20 protein-coding genes are annotated in these 17286 nt (G+C 73.9%); 10 read left to right on the plus strand and 10 right to left on the minus strand.

The window, feature by feature from the left end:
• Positions 1–55: 55 nt before the first annotated feature.
• Positions 56–424 carry an ATP-binding protein gene (locus RAN62_RS15080; RefSeq protein ID WP_305785222.1) on the minus strand — a complete coding sequence of 123 codons (369 nt, stop codon included), beginning with the start codon at positions 422–424 and terminating at the stop codon, positions 56–58.
• A gap of 65 nt (positions 425–489) precedes the next feature.
• Here RAN62_RS15080 and macS point away from each other — a divergent pair, with 65 nt between their 5' ends.
• Positions 490–1629 (plus strand): MacS family sensor histidine kinase, encoded by a 1140-nt coding sequence (gene macS, locus RAN62_RS15085; protein ID WP_305785223.1) that lies wholly within the window; start codon positions 490–492, stop codon positions 1627–1629.
• An 11-nt stretch (positions 1630–1640) separates the two neighbouring features.
• Entirely contained in the window at positions 1641–2270 is a 630-nt protein-coding gene (locus RAN62_RS15090; RefSeq protein ID WP_305785309.1) for a response regulator, read from the plus strand.
• Here RAN62_RS15090 and RAN62_RS15095 read toward each other — a convergent pair.
• The 6 genes from RAN62_RS15095 to aroA all read right to left on the minus strand — a co-directional run bounded on the left by RAN62_RS15095 (position 2267) and on the right by aroA (position 7981).
• Positions 2267–2824, minus strand: a complete 558-nt coding sequence (locus RAN62_RS15095) for a DUF5709 domain-containing protein (RefSeq protein WP_305785224.1) — start codon at positions 2822–2824, stop codon at positions 2267–2269. The two genes, RAN62_RS15090 and RAN62_RS15095, sit on opposite strands and share 4 nt — an antisense overlap.
• 127 nt (positions 2825–2951) lie before the next feature.
• Positions 2952–3710, minus strand: a complete 759-nt coding sequence (locus RAN62_RS15100) for an anti-anti-sigma factor (protein ID WP_305785225.1) — start codon at positions 3708–3710, stop codon at positions 2952–2954.
• A 188-nt stretch (positions 3711–3898) separates the two neighbouring features.
• On the minus strand, positions 3899–4747 hold the full coding sequence (locus tag RAN62_RS15105) for a hypothetical protein (protein ID WP_305785310.1): 849 nt from the start codon (positions 4745–4747) through the stop codon (positions 3899–3901).
• 53 nt (positions 4748–4800) lie between these two features.
• Positions 4801–5604 carry a histidinol-phosphatase gene (gene hisN, locus RAN62_RS15110; protein WP_305785226.1) on the minus strand — a complete coding sequence of 268 codons (804 nt, stop codon included), beginning with the start codon at positions 5602–5604 and terminating at the stop codon, positions 4801–4803.
• Entirely contained in the window at positions 5604–6656 is a 1053-nt protein-coding gene (gene rsgA / locus RAN62_RS15115; RefSeq protein WP_438874510.1) for a ribosome small subunit-dependent GTPase A, read from the minus strand. Before rsgA ends, hisN begins: the two co-directional genes overlap by 1 nt.
• A gap of 2 nt (positions 6657–6658) precedes the next feature.
• Positions 6659–7981, minus strand: coding sequence for a 3-phosphoshikimate 1-carboxyvinyltransferase (gene aroA, locus RAN62_RS15120; RefSeq protein WP_305785228.1), 1323 nt, complete (start codon positions 7979–7981; stop codon positions 6659–6661).
• 70 nt (positions 7982–8051) lie between these two features.
• On the opposite strand from aroA, the gene RAN62_RS15125 reads away from it, so the two are divergent.
• The 5 genes from RAN62_RS15125 to rsrA all read left to right on the plus strand — a co-directional run bounded on the left by RAN62_RS15125 (position 8052) and on the right by rsrA (position 11190).
• On the plus strand, positions 8052–8714 hold the full coding sequence (locus tag RAN62_RS15125; protein WP_305785229.1) for an SOS response-associated peptidase: 663 nt from the start codon (positions 8052–8054) through the stop codon (positions 8712–8714).
• Between the two features lie 266 nt (positions 8715–8980).
• The gene (locus RAN62_RS15130) at positions 8981–9376 is read left to right on the plus strand and encodes a WhiB family transcriptional regulator (RefSeq protein WP_305785230.1); all 396 of its coding nucleotides are present in this window, start codon (positions 8981–8983) and stop codon (positions 9374–9376) included.
• Between the two features lie 9 nt (positions 9377–9385).
• Positions 9386–9985, plus strand: coding sequence for an alpha/beta hydrolase family protein (locus tag RAN62_RS15135; RefSeq protein WP_305785231.1), 600 nt, complete (start codon positions 9386–9388; stop codon positions 9983–9985).
• A gap of 78 nt (positions 9986–10063) precedes the next feature.
• Positions 10064–10903 carry a sigma-70 family RNA polymerase sigma factor gene (locus RAN62_RS15140; RefSeq protein WP_305785232.1) on the plus strand — a complete coding sequence of 280 codons (840 nt, stop codon included), beginning with the start codon at positions 10064–10066 and terminating at the stop codon, positions 10901–10903.
• A 5-nt stretch (positions 10904–10908) separates the two neighbouring features.
• Positions 10909–11190 carry a mycothiol system anti-sigma-R factor gene (rsrA, locus tag RAN62_RS15145; RefSeq protein WP_305785233.1) on the plus strand — a complete coding sequence of 94 codons (282 nt, stop codon included), beginning with the start codon at positions 10909–10911 and terminating at the stop codon, positions 11188–11190.
• Positions 11191–11255: 65 nt separating this feature from the next.
• Here the strand turns inward: rsrA and RAN62_RS41365 are convergent, their stop codons facing one another.
• Positions 11256–11330 carry a 50S ribosomal protein bL37 gene (locus RAN62_RS41365; RefSeq protein ID WP_369700219.1) on the minus strand — a complete coding sequence of 25 codons (75 nt, stop codon included), beginning with the start codon at positions 11328–11330 and terminating at the stop codon, positions 11256–11258.
• 212 nt (positions 11331–11542) lie between these two features.
• Between RAN62_RS41365 and RAN62_RS15150 the strand changes: the two genes are divergently transcribed.
• Complete coding sequence (locus RAN62_RS15150; RefSeq protein WP_305785234.1) at positions 11543–11758, plus strand: biotin/lipoyl-binding carrier protein; 216 nt, start codon at positions 11543–11545, stop codon at positions 11756–11758.
• Between the two features lie 61 nt (positions 11759–11819).
• Here the strand turns inward: RAN62_RS15150 and RAN62_RS15155 are convergent, their stop codons facing one another.
• Positions 11820–13472 (minus strand): tetratricopeptide repeat protein, encoded by a 1653-nt coding sequence (locus tag RAN62_RS15155; RefSeq protein ID WP_305785235.1) that lies wholly within the window; start codon positions 13470–13472, stop codon positions 11820–11822.
• A gap of 247 nt (positions 13473–13719) precedes the next feature.
• Here RAN62_RS15155 and RAN62_RS15160 point away from each other — a divergent pair, with 247 nt between their 5' ends.
• Both RAN62_RS15160 and RAN62_RS15165 read left to right on the plus strand, forming a co-directional pair.
• Positions 13720–14754 carry an SIS domain-containing protein gene (locus tag RAN62_RS15160; protein ID WP_305785311.1) on the plus strand — a complete coding sequence of 345 codons (1035 nt, stop codon included), beginning with the start codon at positions 13720–13722 and terminating at the stop codon, positions 14752–14754.
• A 36-nt stretch (positions 14755–14790) separates the two neighbouring features.
• Positions 14791–16356, plus strand: coding sequence for a sensor histidine kinase (locus RAN62_RS15165; RefSeq protein ID WP_305785236.1), 1566 nt, complete (start codon positions 14791–14793; stop codon positions 16354–16356).
• 9 nt (positions 16357–16365) lie between these two features.
• On the opposite strand, the gene RAN62_RS15170 is transcribed toward RAN62_RS15165, so the two are convergent.
• On the minus strand, positions 16366–17280 hold the full coding sequence (locus RAN62_RS15170; protein WP_305785237.1) for a 1-phosphofructokinase family hexose kinase: 915 nt from the start codon (positions 17278–17280) through the stop codon (positions 16366–16368).
• Between the last annotated feature and the right edge of the window lie 6 nt (positions 17281–17286).

The following is a 17286-nucleotide window of genomic DNA, read 5'->3' on the forward strand; positions in this document are numbered from 1 at the left end:
CTAAGAAGATTCCGGCCCGTACGTCAAGTCCGGTACCCCGAATTTAAAAAGAGATTCAGGTTCTGGTGGAGATCCTGACCGCGGTTCCCTCGGGACCGGTGGTGATGTCGCAGGTGTCGGTCAGCTCCCGGACGAGGTAGAGCCCCCAGCCTCCGGGCTGGTCCGGGGCCGGTCGGTCCGGGGTGACATCAGCCAGTCCGGCGCCGCGGTCGCTCACCTCGCACACCACGGCGTGGTCCTCCTGCCAGACCGTGACGTGACCGGTGCCACCCCCGTGGCGTACCGCGTTGGTGAGCAGCTCGTTGACCGCCACCACGAAGTCGTCCAGCCGGTCCCCGCCCAGCCCGGACCGGCCGGCGCAGGCCGCGACGGCGTGCCGCACGGCGGTGACACCGCCTGCGTCGAAGACCTCGGAGATCAGCAATTCGGTACCGATGCCTCGACGGTAAGCGACGTCTGATCATTTCGCCGGGTGAGTAGGGTCAGCCCATGGCGGAATCGGCATCGACCTCGCAGACCCTGCAGACGTCGCTGTGGCGCGCGATCGCCGTCTACCGCATCGCCGCGCTCGTCTACGTGACCGCGCTCGTCGTCAACAACATCGGCGTGTACGCGCACCCGGCGCTCGCCTGGCCCGTCCTCGCCCTGACGGCGGGCTGGACCGTGTTCACGACCTACGCGTACGCCGACCCGGCCCGCCGCCGCCCGCCGCTCTTCCTGGCCGATCTGCTGATCACCATGGGCGTGATGGCGTCCAGCGGCTACATCGTCGGCGCCGAGGCGCTCAGGGCGGGCAAGCCCACGCTCGCAGTCGCCTGGCACGTGGCGCCGGTCATCGCGTGGGCCGTCGCCGGTGGCCGCCGGTGGGGCATCACGGCCGCCCTGGCGATGGGCGCGACCGATCTCGTCGTGCGGAACCACTGGGACCAGGCGGCGTACACGGGCACGGTCCTCATGCTGCTCGCCGCGCTCGCCGTCGGCTATCTCGTCGGCGTCGCCCAGGCGTCCCAGCAGCGGCTCGAGCGCGCGATCCAGCTCGAGGCGGCCACCCGGGAGCGGGAGCGGCTGGCCCGCGACATCCACGACTCCGTGCTGCAGGTGCTCGCGCTGGTCAAGCGGCGCGGCGCGGGGCTCGGCGGGGAGGCGGGCGAGCTGGCCCGGCTGGCCGGCGAGCAGGAAGCGGCGCTGCGCACGCTCGTCACGGGACGCTCGGCGGAGGCCGTGGACGAGCACGCCGAGGTCGATCTGATGACGCTGCTGGAGCCGTACGCGTCGGCCACCGTGTCCGTCGCGGCGCCCGCCGGTGCCGTACGCCTGCCGTCCGCCGCCGCCTCCGAGATCGCCGCGGCCGTGGCAGCGGCGCTCGACAACGTGACCCGGCACTGCGACCCGGGCACCAAGGTGTGGGTGCTGGTCGAGGACGAGCCGGCCGCCGTGACCGTCAGCGTCCGCGACGACGGGTGCGGCATCGCCCCGGAGCGGCTGGCCGAGGCGGAGTCGCAGGGGCGGCTCGGCGTGGCGCAGTCCATCCGGGGCCGGATCGGTGACCTCGGTGGCACGGTGACCATCACGTCGGCACCCGGTCAGGGCACCGAGGTGGAGATGACCGTCAGTAGGGTGAGGGCGTGAGCGTGCGGGTCATGGTGGTCGACGACCACCCCATGTGGCGGGACGGCGTGGCGCGGGACCTGGCCGCGGCCGGTTACGAGGTGGTCGCGACCGTCGGCGAGGGGCAGCAGGCGGTGCGGATCGCCCCGGCGGCCCGTCCCCAGGTGGTGGTGCTCGACCTTCAGCTGCCGGACATCTCCGGCGTGGAAGTGATCAGCGGGCTGCTGGCGGCATTGCCGGGCGTCCGCGTGCTGATGCTCTCGGCCAGCGGCGAGCAGCAGGACGTGCTCGACGCGGTCAAGGCGGGCGCCACGGGCTATCTGCTCAAATCGTCGGGCCAGGCGGAGTTCCTCGACGCCGTGGCGCGGACAGCCGCGGGCGACCCGGTCTTCACGCCCGGGCTGGCCGGGCTGGTGCTGGGCGAGTTCCGCCGGCTCGCCACGGAGCCGGCCGGGGAGGACCCGGGCACGCCGAAGCTCACCGAGCGCGAGACCGAGGTGCTGCGCCTGGTGGCCAAGGGCCTGTCGTACCGCCAGATCGCGGAACGCCTGGTCCTCAGCCACCGCACGGTGCAGAACCACGTGCAGAACACGCTCGGCAAGCTGCAGCTGCACAACCGGGTCGAGCTGACCCGCTACGCCATCGAGCAGGGCCTGGACTAGCGGTAGCGGGGCGCGTTGGTCTCGTGCATCGCGGCCTCCTCGGCCGAGGCGCCGCCGCCGGCCGCCCCCGCGTCGTAGGCCACGCTGTCGGGCTCGTCGTCGTAGCCGTAGCCCTCGTCGGTCTCGACCAGGCGGCCGACCGTGCCCGGGCTGTCGCTGTCGAGCTGGCCGTCGTCGTAGAGCGACACCGGCGAGTTCGGGTCCGACGTCGGGCTCTCGCCCCACACGTCGGCGTCGAGCTGCCGCTGCTCGGAGTCGTCCACGGTCTCGTCGAAGGGGTCCCGCTTGGCCGGGATCGCCTCCTCGGCGCCGAAGTCGGGCTCCTCCTGGTGCAGGCGGTACTCCAGGGACTCGCCCGCGCGCTGCTCCTCCGCGGTGTCGCCGTAGCGGTTCGCGCCGCCCGGTCCCACGCCCGCGAGCGCCGCCGGGTCGGGTCCGTCGGCCTGGCGCCCGCTGTCGACCTCGTCATAGGCGTTCGAGTCGTCGTCGGCCGTGCCGGGCAGGCCGGACGCCTCCGGGTCGGACACCTCGGTCGGGTAGTCGTCGTCTCGCATGGTCGCAGACTACCCACGGGCGGGGCCCGTCATGCCATCACCGCGCGGGCTCGTCGCCGCGGCCGGGAGCCGGACTCGCGGGTTGGCTCGTCGTCGCCGGGAGCCGGGGCCGGGCCGGCGGGCGGGCTCAGGCGGGCCCGAACCCCGCGGCCTGCTGCGCCTGCTCGTGCGCCCGGGACAGCGCGGCCCACACGACCTTTCCGCCGGGCAGGGCCAGGGCGCCCCAGCGCTCGGCCACCGAGTCGATCAGGAGCAGACCCCGGCCCCCGTACGACGTGACGGGCACCGGGCTCCCGGTGAATCGCGGAACCGTGGCGGACCGGTCGCGCACGGCCACGAGCAGCCGCTCGCCGCGCCGGGAGGCAAAGACGGTCATCGCCGTCCGGGAGTGCGCGACCACGTTGTTGACCAGCTCGGTGACCACGATGCACGCGGGACCGGCCAGCGCCACGAGGTCCCAGCGGGCGCACGCCTCGGCGATGAGCTCGCGGGACCGGCGGGCCGCCCCGACCACCGGCTCCAGCGCCAGGCTCAGGAAGTCGGCCCGGTGCGGCCGGCCCAGCCCCGCCAGCGCGGCCTCGACGTCGGGCTCGGCGGGCAGCCCGGTGGCGTGCCAGCCGTCCTGCTCCGCGCCGGTGCAGAGGACGAGCCGCGCGCCCGGCCAGTCGGCGGCCTCCCGGGCCACGTCGGCCAGGACGCCCGCGGCCTCGCGCCGCCCGAGCGTCAGGTCGCGCACGTCGACCACCACGGCCTCGGGCTGGTCGCCGAGCACGCCGAGCAGCGCCGCCCGGAGCTGCGGGGCGGAGCCGGCGTCGAGGATGCCGTCCAGCCGGACGACCGGATAGACCCGGTCGTCGTCGACGCGATGTCGGACCTCGCTCGGCATGATGACTCCATAGTGCTCAACGCGGGAGATTCTCGCATCAACGGCGCGGGGGCGGTTTCCGGGAAGGGCACAAGTCGTGCGATAAACGGAAATTGACTATCGAGAGGTACCCCGTCGGCGCGGGGTCATGCGGGCCGGCCCTGAGTGGGCGACGGGGTGCGAGACCGGGCGCGGCGTGCGGCCGGCGCTCAGCGGGCGGCGGGGTGCAGGACCGGCTCGGCGTGCGGCCGGGTGTGATGGTGGTGCTGCGGCTCGGCGTACCGGGTCAGGGCCACCACCGCGGCCAGCGTGACCACGAAGCCGACGCCCGCCAGCCACTCCCGGCCGGGGTGGATGCGGTCGCCGAGCAGCATCAGGCCGACGATCGCGGCCGGGACGGCCCCGGCGGCGTCCATCGCGGCCACCGCCGCCGTGGTCGAGCCCCGCTGCATGGCCAGGCCGAGCAGGAGCTGGCCGACGATCGAGTGGGCCACGAGCAGCCACAGCAGGGGGCTGCCGCAAAGGCCGGCGAAGGAGTGCTCGGTGGCCAGGGGCCGGGCCGCGATCGCCGCCGCCGAGAAGGCCACGCCGGCCAGGGAGCCGAGCACGACCGAGCCGAGGGCGCCGTGGAGGCGTACCGAGAAGAAGCCCAGCACCGCCAGCAGCGCGAGCGCGACGGCCAGGCCGGCCAGCCCCGCGGGGCCGAGCTGGCGGGCGGGGGCGGGCTGGGCCGAGACGACGAGCGCCGTGATGCCCGCCAGCAGGAGCCCCAGCAGGGCCACCTCGGCGGCCGGCAGGCTCCACTTGAGGAGCAGGACGCCCAGCAGCGCGGTCACGCCCAGGCCCGCCGCCACGCTCGCCTGCACCAGGAAGAGCGGCAGGTCGCGGCGGGCGAGGAAGGCGAGCACGAAGCCCAGTACCTGGCAGCCCAGGCCGAGCAGATAGGTGCGGTGACCGGCCAGGCGCACCAGCAGCTGGGGGTCGAACGTGTGATGCACGGTGGTCCGCGTCGCGGCGACCGACTGCAGCAGGTTGGCCACGCCGTACGCCGCGATCATCGCGGCGAGGAAGATCCAGCCGGCCGACATCACGGGGCAAGTTTATGGCGTTGTCAGCGCCGCCCGCGGGCGAGCCGCTCCAAAACGTCCTCGTGCAGGTGGCCGTTGGTGGCGATCGCGCTGCCGTCGCCCGGGGCCGGGCGCCCGGTCAGGTCGGTGATGCGCCCGCCCGCCTCGGTGACGATCGGGATCAGCGCGGCGACGTCCCAGAGCGAGAGGTCGGGATAGACCATCGCGTCCACGGCGCCCTCGGCGAGCAGCATGTAGCCGTAGAAGTCGCCGTAGCCGCGGCTGCGCCACGAGTCGCGCATGAGGCCGAGCATCGGCTCGAGATAGCCGGCCTTCTCCCAGTCGGGCAGGCTCGCATAGGCCAGGCTCGCGTCGGCCAGCCGGCGCACCGACGACACGCCGACCCGGGTGGCGGTGCGCTGGTGCTTGCCCGCGAAGGCGCCGTGGCCGGTCGCGCCCCACCAGCGCCGGCCCAGCGCGGGCGCCGACACCAGCCCGGCCACCGGGCGGTCGCCCTCCAGCAGGGCGATCAGCGTGCCCCAGATCGGGACGCCGCGGATGAAGTTCTTGGTGCCGTCGATCGGGTCGATCACCCAGCTCCGGTTGCCCTGCCCGGCGGGCGCGGTCGTGCTGCCGAACTCCTCGCCGATCACGCCGTCGCGGGGCCGGGCCCGCGCCAGGGTGGCCCGCAGTGCCTGCTCGACCGCGGTGTCGGCGTCCGAGACCGGCGTCAGGTCGGGCTTCGACTCGATCTTGAGATCGAGCGCGCGGAAGCGGTCCATCGCGATCGCGTCCGCGGTGTCGGCCAGCAGGTGGGCCAGGGCCAGGTCATCGGTGTACGGCACCATCACTCCATCTGGTCGCGCGGGTCGAGATCGCCCGCCCGGCTGCTCAGCAGGCGGCGGTAGGACGCCAGCCGCCTCGGATCGGCCTTGCCCGCCGCCACCCAGGCGTCCAGCGCGCAGTCGACGTCGGCCGCCGTGTGGCCGCAGTTGGGCGGGCAGTCGACCGTACCCTCGACCAGGTCGGGGAAGCCGTGCAACAGGCTGTCGGCGCTCACGTGGGCCAGCCCGAAGCTGCGGATCCCCGGGGTGTCGACGATCCAGCCCGGGTCGCCCTTCTTGCGCACGCGGGGCAGCCGCAACGCCACCGCGCTGGTGGACGTGTGCCGGCCCTTGCCCACGGCGCTCACCACGCCGGTCGCCCGCAGCGCGTCCGGCACCAGCCGGTTGACCAGCGTGGACTTGCCGACGCCGGAGTGGCCGACCAGCACCGAGATGCGGTCGGCCAGATGCTCGCGCAGCTCGGCGAGGTCGCTGCCGGGCTCGACCAGCACGTAGGGGAGGTCGAGCTCGGCGTAGTAGCCGAGGATCTGCTCGGGGCCGGCGAGGTCGGCCTTGGTGAGGCAGAGGAGGGGCTCGACGCCGGCGTCGTACGCGGCGACCAGGCACCGGTCGATGAAGCCGGTCCGCGGCTGCGGGTCGGCCAGCGCGCTCACGATGACCAGCCGGTCGGCGTTGGCCACGACCACCCGCTCGAGGCGGCCCTCCGGCGTGGTGTCGTCGTCGTCCGCCGTGCGCCGCAGCACCGACGTGCGCTCGCTGATCCGGACGATGCGGGCCAGCGCCCCGGGCGAGCCGGACACGTCGCCGACCAGGGACACCCGGTCGCCGACCACGACCGACTTGCGGCCCAGCTCGCGGGCGCGCATGGCGGTGATCAGCTCGTCCTGGCTCTCGGCGTCCTCGCGGACGCAGCCGTAGCGGCCCCGGTCCACGGTGATGACCAGCGCCTCGACGGCGTCCTCGTGCTTGGGCCGGGTCCTGGTGCGCGGGCGCGACGACCGGCCCGGCCGGACCCGGACGTCGTCCTCGTCGTACTCCCGCTTGCGTGCCGGCAGGATCAGCTCCCTGTCGTCGTCGCCGGCCCCGGGTCCGGGGCGGTCACCAGGCCGGCCCACAGCTCGGGGAACTCGGGCAGCGTCTTGGACGTACACGCTACGTCGGTCAGCTCGACCCCGCTCACCTTGAGCCCGATCACCGCCGCGGCGTGGGCCATCCGGTGGTCGGCGTAGGTCTCGAAGGACGCGCCCCGCAGCGGCCCGGGCGTGATGTCGAGCCCGTCGTGGTGCTCGGTGACCTCGGCGCCGACCTTGCGCAGCTCGCGGGCCAGCGCGGCGATCCGGTCGGTCTCGTGGCCGCGGATGTGCGCCACGCCGCGGATCGAGGACGGCCCGTCGGCCAGCGCGGCCAGCGCGGCGATCACCGGGGTCAGCTCGCTGACCTCGGACAGGTCGGCCTCGATGCCGTGCAGCCGGTTGGTGCCGCGCACGGTCAGACTCTCCTCGCACTGCTGCACCCGGGCGCCGATGCGGGTGAGCAGGTCGGTGAGGGTGTCGACGGGCTGCCAGCTCTCCCACGGCCAGCCCGACAGCGTCACGGCGCCGCCGGTCACCATGGCCGCGGCGAAGAAGGGCGCCGCGCCGGACAGGTCGGGCTCGATCGCCCAGGTGTGGCCGTGCAGCGCGCCGGGCTCGACCCGCCACACGTCGGGCACGCTCTCGTCGACGACCGCCCCGGCGGCGCGCAGCATGTGGGTCGTCATGCGCAGGTGCGGCGCGGACGGCACGGGCGGACCCTCGTGCCGGAGCACCAGGCCCTTGGTGAAGCGCGGCGCCGAGAGCAGCAGGCCCGACACGAACTGGCTCGACCCGGACGCGTCGATGACCGCTTCGCCGCCCTCGATCCCGCCCGTCCCGTGCACGGTCAGCGGCAGGCCGCCGGTCTCCGCCGCGTCGAGGGTGGCGCCGAGGGCCCGGAGCGCGTCGAGGATGGGCCGCAGCGGCCGGTTGCGCGCGTGCGGGTCGCCGTCGAAGGTCACCGTGCCGTCGGCCAGCGCGGCCACGGGCGGCAGGAAGCGCATGACCGTGCCCGCCAGCCCGACGTCCACGGTGGCGGGCCCGCGCAGGGCTCCGGGCGTCACGGTCCAGCGCTCGGCGTCCGTGGTGTCGACCGCCGAGCCGAGGGCGGTCAGGGCGGTGGCCATCAACGTGGTGTCGCGGGCCCGCAGCGGGCGCACGATCGTCGAGGGGCCGTCGGCGAGCGCGCTGAGCACCAAGGCGCGGGCGGTCATCGACTTGGAGCCGGGCAGGCGCACGGGCGCCGTGACCGGTCCGGTGGCCACGGGCGCCGTCCAAGGGCGGGCTGCTGCTGTCACGACCCTCATTCTGCCGGGTAGGTGTGACACCGCTCGGACGGGTCAGCGGGTTGCCGGCCCACGGCGTACTGTCGGGCCCATGTGCGGGCGTTACGCGACGACGAAGAGCGAGGCCGACCTCAGCCGGCTCTTCGACGCCGTGCCGGTGGCCGAGGCGCCCGCCGCGAGCTGGAACGTCGCGCCCACCGACCCGGTGCCGGTGATCCGGGTGTCGGGCACGCACGCGGCCCGGGTCGTCGACACCGTGCGCTGGGGGCTCCCGGGGCACAAGGGCGCCATGATCAACGCGCGGGCCGAGACGGTCGACCGGCTGCCCGCCTTCAAGTCGTCGTTCGAACGGCGGCGCTGCCTGGTGCCGGCCGACGGCTGGTACGAGTGGGTGCGCGACGGCAAGCGGAAACAACCCTTCTACATGACGCCGCGCGACGGGTCGGTGCTCGCGTTCGCGGGGCTCTGGACGCGGCGCGAGGACACGATGACCTGCGGCGTGATCACGACCGCGGCGCTCGGCGGGCTGGTTCGCGTACACGATCGGATGCCGTTGATCCTCCCGCCCGAGCGGTGGGACGAGTGGCTGGCCGCGGAGAGCGCGGACCCCGGCCTGCTGCGGCCGCTCACGCCCGGCGATCTCGACACCCTGATCGAGGTACGCCCGGTGGGCGCCGCCGTCGGGAACGTGCGCAACAACGGGCCGCAGCTGACCGCCCCGGCCGCCGAGGTTCTCGAGGATGTGCTTTTCTGATCTTGCCGATCGGTGAACGGCCGTGGGCGCGCTCCCACGGATTGCGAAAACGGACGATGTCCGAAGTTGCCGGAACGCCGCCCGTGGTGACGCGTTTCGCCCCGGTATCGTGCGTTCCGTAACTGGAAAGTTTGTTGGGAAATAGATAAGCCCCTTGTTCCGCCCCTTCTCCGTGCGATAGAAAACTGCGCCGGCGTGGTGACGGGTTCGTACCGTGCGGACCACGGCACCACAGCCCCGCCGGCACCCACGGGGGAGGTGGGCTGATGACACGCGCACGTATGCCGCGGCCGCACGAGGTCGCTATCGCACGCCGTGATCCACGGCTGCTGGAGGCGCTCGGCGAACGCCGGTCCGACGAGGCCTGGCGCACCCGCGGCGCCTGCCGCACCGTCGATCCGGAGACGTTCTTCCCGGCGCCCAACGAGCCGACCGAGGGCGCCGTCGCGCTCTGCGGCTCGTGCGAGGTCCGGGGGGCCTGCCTGGCCTGGGCCCTGCAGGTCGGCGACTGCCACGGCGTCTGGGGCGGCACGACGCCCCGCGAGCGGCGGGCCATGCTGATCGCCTGGCGGGAGCGGGTGCAGCCGAACGGCGACCCGGTCGACGACGGGACCGACGAGGCGGACCGCAAGCTGCTCACCCTGGAGCCCACCGCACGCTAGGTTCGACCCGTGCAGGAGCTCGAGATCACCACGCCCCGGGGCACGGCGCGGGTCCGCATCACGGATCCCGCCGGCGCTCCCGGGGCGTCGCTCGTCCTGGGGCACGGCGCGGGCGGCGGCGTCGACGCGCCCGACCTGACCGCCGTCCACGACGCCGCGGTCGCGGCCGGCCTGCGCGTGGCCCTGGTCACCCAGCCCTACCGCGTCGCCGGCCGTCGCGCCCCCGCTCCGGCCACCCATCTCGACGAGGCGTGGACCGCTGTGGTCTCGTCGCTGGCCTCTCCGCTGCCGCTGATCGTCGGCGGCCGGTCGAGTGGTGCCCGCGTGGCGTGTCGCACTGCCGTGGCCGTCGGCGCGGCCGGGGTGCTGGCCTTGGCCTTCCCCCTGCACCCGCCGGGCAAGACGGACAAAAGCCGCGCTGCGGAGCTGCCGTCGTCGCTGCCCACGCTGGTCGTGAACGGCGACCGGGACCCCTTCGGCGTGCCTGTGGCCAGCGCGAACGTCTCAGTCGTCGTGCGTCCGGGCGCCGTGCACGACCTGCGCAAGGACCTCCCCGGCACGGCCGCCGCCGTTGTCGACTGGCTGCGCCGGAATGCGTGGGCCCACTGATCGATGCCGGTCGGAATGCGGACAGCCCGTTCGTGGTTACTACCCCCGGAAGGCTGTACGTCGGAAGGGGTACTTGAGGTGCATGCCGGAACAGGTTTCGCCGAGCGGAGCGGCCTGCCCGCCCGCAAGGTGCAGGAGCTTCTGCATTCGCCGGAGTGGCCCGCCGCGTCGCTCCCGGCGGTCACGCCATCGGTGAGTGTCAGCACACCGGCGGTTTTCGAAACCGCGAGCGGGGCACTACCCGTATCCTCGGCGGGGCAGTCGAGGGGAGAGGTGCGGGTGACGCCAGCAGAGCGGACCAGCAGGACCAAGCGGAGTGCACGGACCGACGAGGACCGGGCGCGCTTCGAGCGTGACGCCATGCCCTTCGTGGATCAGCTCTACGCTGCCGCGCTGCGCATGACGCGGAACCCGGCCGACGCCGAGGACCTGGTGCAGGAGACGTTCCTCAAGGCGTTCTCCGCCTTCCACCAGTTCGAGGAGGGCACCAACCTCAAGGCCTGGCTCTACCGGATCCTGACCAACACCTACATCAACTCCTACCGGCGCAAGCAGCGGCAGCCCGTGCAGGCGCCCACGGAGGAGATCACCGACTGGCAGCTCGCCTCGAGCGAGTCGCACACGTCGCAGGGTCTGCGCTCGGCCGAGACCGAGGCGCTGGACCGGCTGCCCGACAGCGACATCAAGGACGCGCTGCAGCAGCTGCCCGAGGAGTTCCGTCTCGCCGTCTACCTCGCCGATGTCGAGGGTTTCTCGTACAAGGAGATCGCCGACATCATGGGCACGCCGATCGGCACGGTCATGTCGCGCCTGCACCGCGGACGCCGTAACCTCCGCAAGATGCTGGAGCAGTACGCCGCCGACCGGGGCGTGACCCGCACGTCCGACGCGTCCGCTCCCGCCGCCCAGGAGGCCTGAGCGACATGAGCGACGACGACAAGGACAAGGCCGACTGCGACGTCGTGATCAGCGAGGTCTATCTCTACCTCGACCTCGAGTGCAGCGACGAGCGGCGCGCGCTGATCAAGCATCACCTCGACGACTGCTCCGACTGCCTGCGCGAGTACGGCATCGAGCATGAGGTCAAGGCGCTGGTCGCCCGCTGCTGCGGGGCCGAGACGGCGCCCCGGGAGCTGCGCGAGCGCATCAAGATCAAGCTGAGCGAGCACGTCGTCGAGGCGGAGAGCCACGAATACCTGCCGTAACCAGAGGTCGTGACGTCGAAGGGCCCGCACCGATCACCGGTGCGGGCCCTTCGTCATGCCACGGCTCAGGAGTTGGGACGCTTGCCGTGGTTCGCGCCGCTCTTCTTACGAGCCTTCTTCTTCCGGGCCTTCTTCGCCATGCCGCTCTCCTGTCGTCGCTGCTTCTCCGGACCCGCCGCACGGCGCCGCCGCCCGCCGGGTCCGAGCTCGATCCGGACCGGCCGCGGCGGAACCGCGTGACCTGTCCGACCCGCCGATGGTAGTCGCCCCGAGTTGCCCGTCCGGCCGCTGGGCTCGTACCCGGAAATCATGATTGGATGAGGTCCCCAGTGACTGGTGGAAGGACGGCACCGTGGCCGACGAGATCCGTGCTGAGATGGTGGCGAACGTCTGGAAGGTCGTGGCCGCCCCGGGCGCCGAGGTCGCGGAGGGCGACACCCTCGTGATCCTCGAGTCCATGAAGATGGAGATCCCGGTCCTGGCCGAGTCCGGCGGCACGCTCAAGGAGCTCTCCGTCCACGAGGGCGACGTCGTCCAGGAGGGCGACCTGATCGCCGTCATCGAGTAACAGCTCGGAGCAGTGAGCGGGCCGGCGGCCGGGGATGTGACGGCTCGGAGCAGCGAGCGGGTCAGCGGCCGGAGAACCAGCGGCGGAGGCGGCCGCGCTGGCGGGGGACCGGGGCGGCGACGCTTTCCAGGTCGCGGACCAGGGCGGACGCGCGGTCCCGGGCCTCGCGGCCGAGGTCCGGGGTGGCGAGGGCGAGCTGGGCGACGGACCAGGCCAGGGCGTCGCTCGTGTGGTCGGCGAGGCGGGCCGCGGCGGCGTCGTCGAGGCGGCGGGTGGCGAGGGCGGCGACGTCGGAGCGGGCGGCCGGGTCGACCCAGGCGTAGGTGACGAGGGCGAAGAGGGCCGCCTCGGTGATGGGGTCGAGGCCGCCGGTGGCGAGGTCGACCAGGTGGCGGCGGCGGGTGGATTCGCTCCAGGGCTGGTCGGTGTCGTGGTGGAGGAGTCCGAGGCAGGCCCAGACGCGGGCGCAGCGGGCCCAGAGAGTGGGGTCGTGGGCGGCCAGGGCCCGGCCCACCTCGTCGTCCGGGGCGGGCGGGGGGTCGGCGACGAGGGCGAGGAGCTCGGCCGGCTCGACGAGGACCAGGCCCAGGGCGGCGTCGTAGGCGGCCGGCGGGTGGGGCCACAGGGGATGGGCCAGGCGGTGGAGGCGGGCAACGGCCTCGGGGCCCGCGCCGGTGTAGGCGAGGGGTGAGCCCTTGGCCAGCGGGACGGCGGTGAGGCGGGCCGGGTCGACCGGGGTGTCGGGGGCGGACGGGACGCGGCTCAGCCAGGGCTGGTCGGCGCAGCACTCGGCGAGGTCGGTGTGCTCGTGGCTGTCGTCCGGATGGTCGCGCTGGAAGTCGGCCAGCCGGACCAGGTGGGTGAGGTCGCCGTCGGCCTGGTAGCGCAGGCGGTGGCCGGTGTGGACGGCGCACTCGAAACCGGGGTCGAGGGACAGGGCGCGGTCGATCCAGAGGAGGGCGTCGTCGAGGCGGCCGGCGTCGGCGAGCGTGCCGGCGATGTCGGCATAGACGGAGAGGTCCTCGGGGTCGTACATGACCGCGCGGCGCAATGCGGCCAGGGACTCCGGGATGCGGCCGGCGCTGCGGTAGGCGTACCCCAGCCAGATCTCCGCCAGTTTGGAGGGCCGCAGCCGGGTCCCCCGCAGCGCCCACTCCACCGCCAGGTCCGCCTCGCCGAGCCGGCGGGCCAGCGCCGAGCCGGCGCCCAGCAGCATCGCGTGGTCCGGGTGCGCGGTCACCGCGTGCCCGACCAGCGTCAGGTACGGCCGGAGCGCCGCCAGCCCGCCCTCCGGCGCCGGGTCCCCGATGGCCGTGCAGAGCTGCATCACGACGCGCGCGAGGATGCCGGGCTCCATCCGGACGCCCAGCCCCGGCTCGCTGACCCAGGGCACGCCCGCCCAGTCGACGCCCGGGGTGTGCCCGCTCGCGGCGGCCAGCAAGGGGAGGCCGTCCTCGGGGCGGCCGGCGGCGGCGAGCAGGTGGGCGCGGGCGACGACGGTGCCGACGAAGGCGTGCTGCTCGAGCGGGAAGAGCTCCAGGGCGCCGTCCGCGCGCTCGGCGAGCAGGCTCAGCAGCTCCTGGATCTCGGGCAGGGTGGGGGCGTGGGCGATGGCGCCGGCCACGTGGTCGGCGGCCCCGGCGAGGTCGCCGCGGTCGAGCGCCGCGCGGGCATGCTCCAGCTCGCGGGCGGCGGAGCGCCGGGCATCGTCCATGGCCGTGCCTTCCTCGCGCGCGTGGCCGATGCCGCCGGTGACATCGCGCGGAACACGCCGGGTGGCATGCCGGAGCACGCCGAGAAGCCATTGGCGAGCCTAGGCGAAGCGCACCAATATGTCAGTCCCCGAATGCTGCGCGTTCATGCTCAGAACGTTGCGGTTCCGCGCTCAAAAGTGCAACACTGCGCAGCGTACGAGCAGCAGGCGCGACAGGGGAGGACCAGTGACGCAGCGAGGCCAGGGGATGGCGGCCGACATCGCGGAGCAGCCGGCGGGATACGCGCGGCTGCTCGAGGGGGAAGCCGCCGCCGCGATCGCGAAGGTGGCAGCCGCGGTCGCCGAGCAGCGCCCCAAGCACGTCGTGTTCGTCGGGCGGGGCACGTCGGACCACGCCGCGCTCTACGGGGCGTACCTGACGGAGATCCGGCTGGGCATCCCCGTCGGACTCGCCTCGCCGAGCGCGATCACGCTCTACGGAGCGCGTCCCGACCTCACGGGCGCGCTCGTCGTGGGGGTCAGCCAGAGCGGCGGCTCACCCGACCTCACCGAGGTGCTGAAAGTCGCCCGGGAGAGTGGTGCTCTCACCCTGGCGGTGACGAACAACCCCGGCTCGACGCTCGCGGAGACCGCCGAGCTGAGCATCGACGTGGCCGCCGGGCACGAGCGCGCGGTCGCCGCCACGAAGACCTACACCGCGGAGCTGCTCGCGCTGCTGCTGCTCGTCGAGGGCATCCGCACCGGCGACGGCACGCCCGGCGCCGAGGAGCGGGAGGCGCTCGGCCGGCTGCCCGAGCTCGCCGAGCGGACGCTGGCGGAGCACGGCGCCGAGGAGCTGGCGCAGCGCTACCGGTTCGCGTCGCGTCTGGTCACCACGGGCCGCGGGTACGCGTACCCGACCGCCCGTGAGACCGCCCTCAAGCTGATGGAGACGTCCTACCTGCCGGCGCTCGCCTTCTCCGGCGCCGATCTGCTGCACGGGCCGCTCGCCATGACCGACCCGGACGTGCCGGTGCTCGCGGTCGTGGGCAACGGCCCCGGCGGCGGCTCGATGGCGGAGGTCGTCGCCCGGCTCGGGGAGCGCCGGGCCGACGTCGTCACGATCGGTGCCCATGACATCGCGGGCGCCGCGGGCCGGCTGGCCGTGCCGGAGGTCGACGAGCGCTACGCGCCGCTGCTCGACATCCTGCCGTTGCAGCAGCTCGCGCTCTCGCTGGCGCTGGCCCGGGGCGAGGACCCGGACGCGCCGCGCGGGCTCAAGAAGGTCACCGCCACCCTCTGAGCGCACGGTCCCGGGCCGACGTGGCACGCTTGAGGCGTGTCCACGCTGCGTGACCTCGCCGACGAGCACACCGGGCTCGGCCCGGCCGGCATCGACCACCTGACCCGGCTCGCCGGCGACTGGCAGCTGCTCTCCGACCTGTCCTTCGCCGACCTGCTGCTGTGGGTGCCGGTCCGGGGCGAGCCGGGGCAGCCGCGGGCCTTCCTCTGCGTCGCCCAGGTGCGCCCGACGACCGCCCCGACGGCCTACCAGGACGACCAGGTCGGCAAGATCGTCGGCGGCCCCGAGGTGGCGCATCTGGACATCGCCTATGCCCAGGGCCGCATCTGGCGCGAGGGCGACCCCGTCTGGTACGGCGACACCCCCGCCCGCCACGAGGCCATCCCCGTGCGGATGCGGGTCGACGGGGGCGGCCCCGAGATCATCGGCGTGATCGGGCGGGACACCAACCTCTCCACCGCGCGCACGCCCAGCCAGCTCGAGCTCAACTATCTGACCACGGCCGACGACCTGGCCCAGATGGTCGCCGACGGCACCTTCCCGCCCCCGCCGCACCCCGGGGAGACGACCTCCGCGCCCCGCGTCGGGGACGGGCTGGTGCGCCTCGACGCCTCCGGCAAGGTCACGTACGCGAGCCCGAACGCCCAGAGCGCGTACCGGCGGCTGGGTTTCAATGCCCACCTGGTCGGCGAGGAGTTGTCGGTGCTCTCCAGCCGGCTGGCCCACGACCCGCTGGAGGGCACGGACGCGAGTGAGCGGGTCAACGCCGCCCTGCGGGGTGAGGCACCGCCGCGCATGGAGGTCGAGGCCCGGGGCGCGACGGTGCTCATGCGGTCGCTGCCGCTGATGCCCGCGGGCGTACCCATCGGGGCCCTGGTCCTGGTCCGCGACGTCACCGAGGTGCGCCGCCGTGACCGCGCCCTGATGACCAAGGACGCGACGATCCGGGAGATCCACCACCGCGTCAAGAACAACCTGCAGACCGTGGCGGCGCTCCTGCGCCTGCAGGCCCGCCGGGTCGACATCCCCGAGGCGCGGATGGCCCTGCAGGAGTCCGTACGCCGCGTCGCCTCGATCGCGCTCGTCCACGAGACGCTGTCGATGTCCGCCGACGCCGACGAGTCGGTCGAGTTCGACGGCATCGTCGACCGCGTGGCCACCGCCGCGACCGAGGTCGCCGCGACCGAGATCTCCGTGAAGATGCGCCGCGAGGGCACCTTCGGCGTGCTCCCCGCCGAGATCGCCACCTCGCTGGTGATGGTCCTCAACGAGCTGCTCATCAACGCGGTGGAGCACGGCTTCCCGCCGCCCGACGAGGACGCCGTCGCCCCGGACACCTCCGGCCTCCTCCCGCCCGCTCCCGCCGAGCCGGTCGGCGAGGTCGTGGTGTCGGCGCACCGGTTCCGCAAGCAGCTGCACGTCACGGTGGCCGACAACGGGCGCGGGCTGCCCGAGGACTTCCGGGCCGAGGCGAGCGGGCGGCTCGGCCTGCAGATCGTCCGGGCGCTGGCCACCGGCGAGCTGCGCGGCAGCATCGAGCTCCGCAACCGCGCGGGCGGTGGCACCGAGGCCGTGCTGGTCGTCCCCCTGGCCAAGCGCTAGGGACAGACCCTAGTCGAGCGGCGTCAGTTCGACCCGCTTGATCAGCTGCTCGACGGCCTCGCCGCGGCCGGTGCCCAGGCCGTGGCGGGTCACGTTGAGGGCGCCCGCCGCCGCGCCCGTCCGCAGGGCCTCCTCCATGTCGCCGCCGCGAGCCAGGACGGCGGCCACGCCGGCCGTCATCGAGTCGCCGGCGCCGCGGTGGTCGACGACTTGCAGGGCGGGCAGCGTGACCAGCAGCGGCTTGTCGTCCACGAGGGCGAGCGCGGGCTGGTCGGCCCGGCTGATCAAGACCTGCTCGGCGCCCTCGTCGCGGAGCTTGTGAGCGGCCTCGACCAGCGCCTCGACGCTGTCGTCGGCGGCGCGGCCGTCGTCGAGCAGCTCCTCGTGGCTGACCTTGACGACGGTGAGACCGCCTGCGAGGGCGGCGTCGAGGTGGTCACCGGAGAGATCGGCGACGACCTTGCTGCCGTGGGCGCCCAGGTCGGCGGCGAGGCGGCGGTAGACGTCCGGGTCGATCACGTCCGGCCCGGCGGCCCCGCTGAGCAGGCTGACCTCCGATTGGAGGCCCTCGGCGAGGGTGAGCGTGCAGAGCTCGTCGAGGTCGTGCCGGACCAGGGCGGCACCGGGGTGCTCGGCGATCGTGGAGCGGCTGCCGTCGCGGCGGTCGTGGACGTACCAGCCGCTGCCCGACTCGCGGGCCACCGGGCGTACGGTCAGGTCCTCCTGCTCCAGGAGCCGGCGGATGATGTCGCCGGTCTCGCCGCCGGCGGTGATGCAGACCGTGACCGGGACGCCGAGGGCGACCACCATCCGCGCCTGCCAGATGCCCTGGCTGCCGGGGTGGACGTGCAGCTCCACGTCGCCGGCCTGCTGCTCGATGGTGACCGTGAGCTGGGGAGCGGGGGCGAAGACCGTGACCGTCATGCCACG

It is taken from the genome of Symbioplanes lichenis (assembly GCF_030709675.1).
GTDB classification, from domain to species: Bacteria; Actinomycetota; Actinomycetes; order Mycobacteriales; family Micromonosporaceae; genus Actinoplanes; species Actinoplanes lichenis.

Bases quoted from the DNA above. Each gene is read 5' to 3' on its own strand.
- RAN62_RS15160 (WP_305785311.1), top strand. From the start codon at position 13,720: ATGGCGGCCGACATCGCGGAGCAGCCGGCGGGATACGCGCGGCTGCTC.
- RAN62_RS15090 (WP_305785309.1), top strand. From the start codon at position 1,641: ATGGTGGTCGACGACCACCCCATGTGGCGGGACGGCGTGGCGCGGGAC.
- macS (WP_305785223.1), top strand. From the start codon at position 490: ATGGCGGAATCGGCATCGACCTCGCAGACCCTGCAGACGTCGCTGTGG.
- RAN62_RS15105 (WP_305785310.1), bottom strand. From the start codon at position 4,747: ATGATCGCGGCGTACGGCGTGGCCAACCTGCTGCAGTCGGTCGCCGCG.
- RAN62_RS15095 (WP_305785224.1), bottom strand. From the start codon at position 2,824: ATGCGAGACGACGACTACCCGACCGAGGTGTCCGACCCGGAGGCGTCC.
- hisN (WP_305785226.1), bottom strand. From the start codon at position 5,604: ATGGTGCCGTACACCGATGACCTGGCCCTGGCCCACCTGCTGGCCGAC.
- RAN62_RS15170 (WP_305785237.1), bottom strand. From the start codon at position 17,280: ATGACGGTCACGGTCTTCGCCCCCGCTCCCCAGCTCACGGTCACCATC.
- RAN62_RS15130 (WP_305785230.1), top strand. From the start codon at position 8,981: ATGACACGCGCACGTATGCCGCGGCCGCACGAGGTCGCTATCGCACGC.
- rsrA (WP_305785233.1), top strand. From the start codon at position 10,909: ATGAGCGACGACGACAAGGACAAGGCCGACTGCGACGTCGTGATCAGC.
- RAN62_RS15100 (WP_305785225.1), bottom strand. From the start codon at position 3,710: ATGCCGAGCGAGGTCCGACATCGCGTCGACGACGACCGGGTCTATCCG.
- aroA (WP_305785228.1), bottom strand. From the start codon at position 7,981: ATGAGGGTCGTGACAGCAGCAGCCCGCCCTTGGACGGCGCCCGTGGCC.
- RAN62_RS15155 (WP_305785235.1), bottom strand. From the start codon at position 13,472: ATGGACGATGCCCGGCGCTCCGCCGCCCGCGAGCTGGAGCATGCCCGC.
- RAN62_RS15125 (WP_305785229.1), top strand. From the start codon at position 8,052: ATGTGCGGGCGTTACGCGACGACGAAGAGCGAGGCCGACCTCAGCCGG.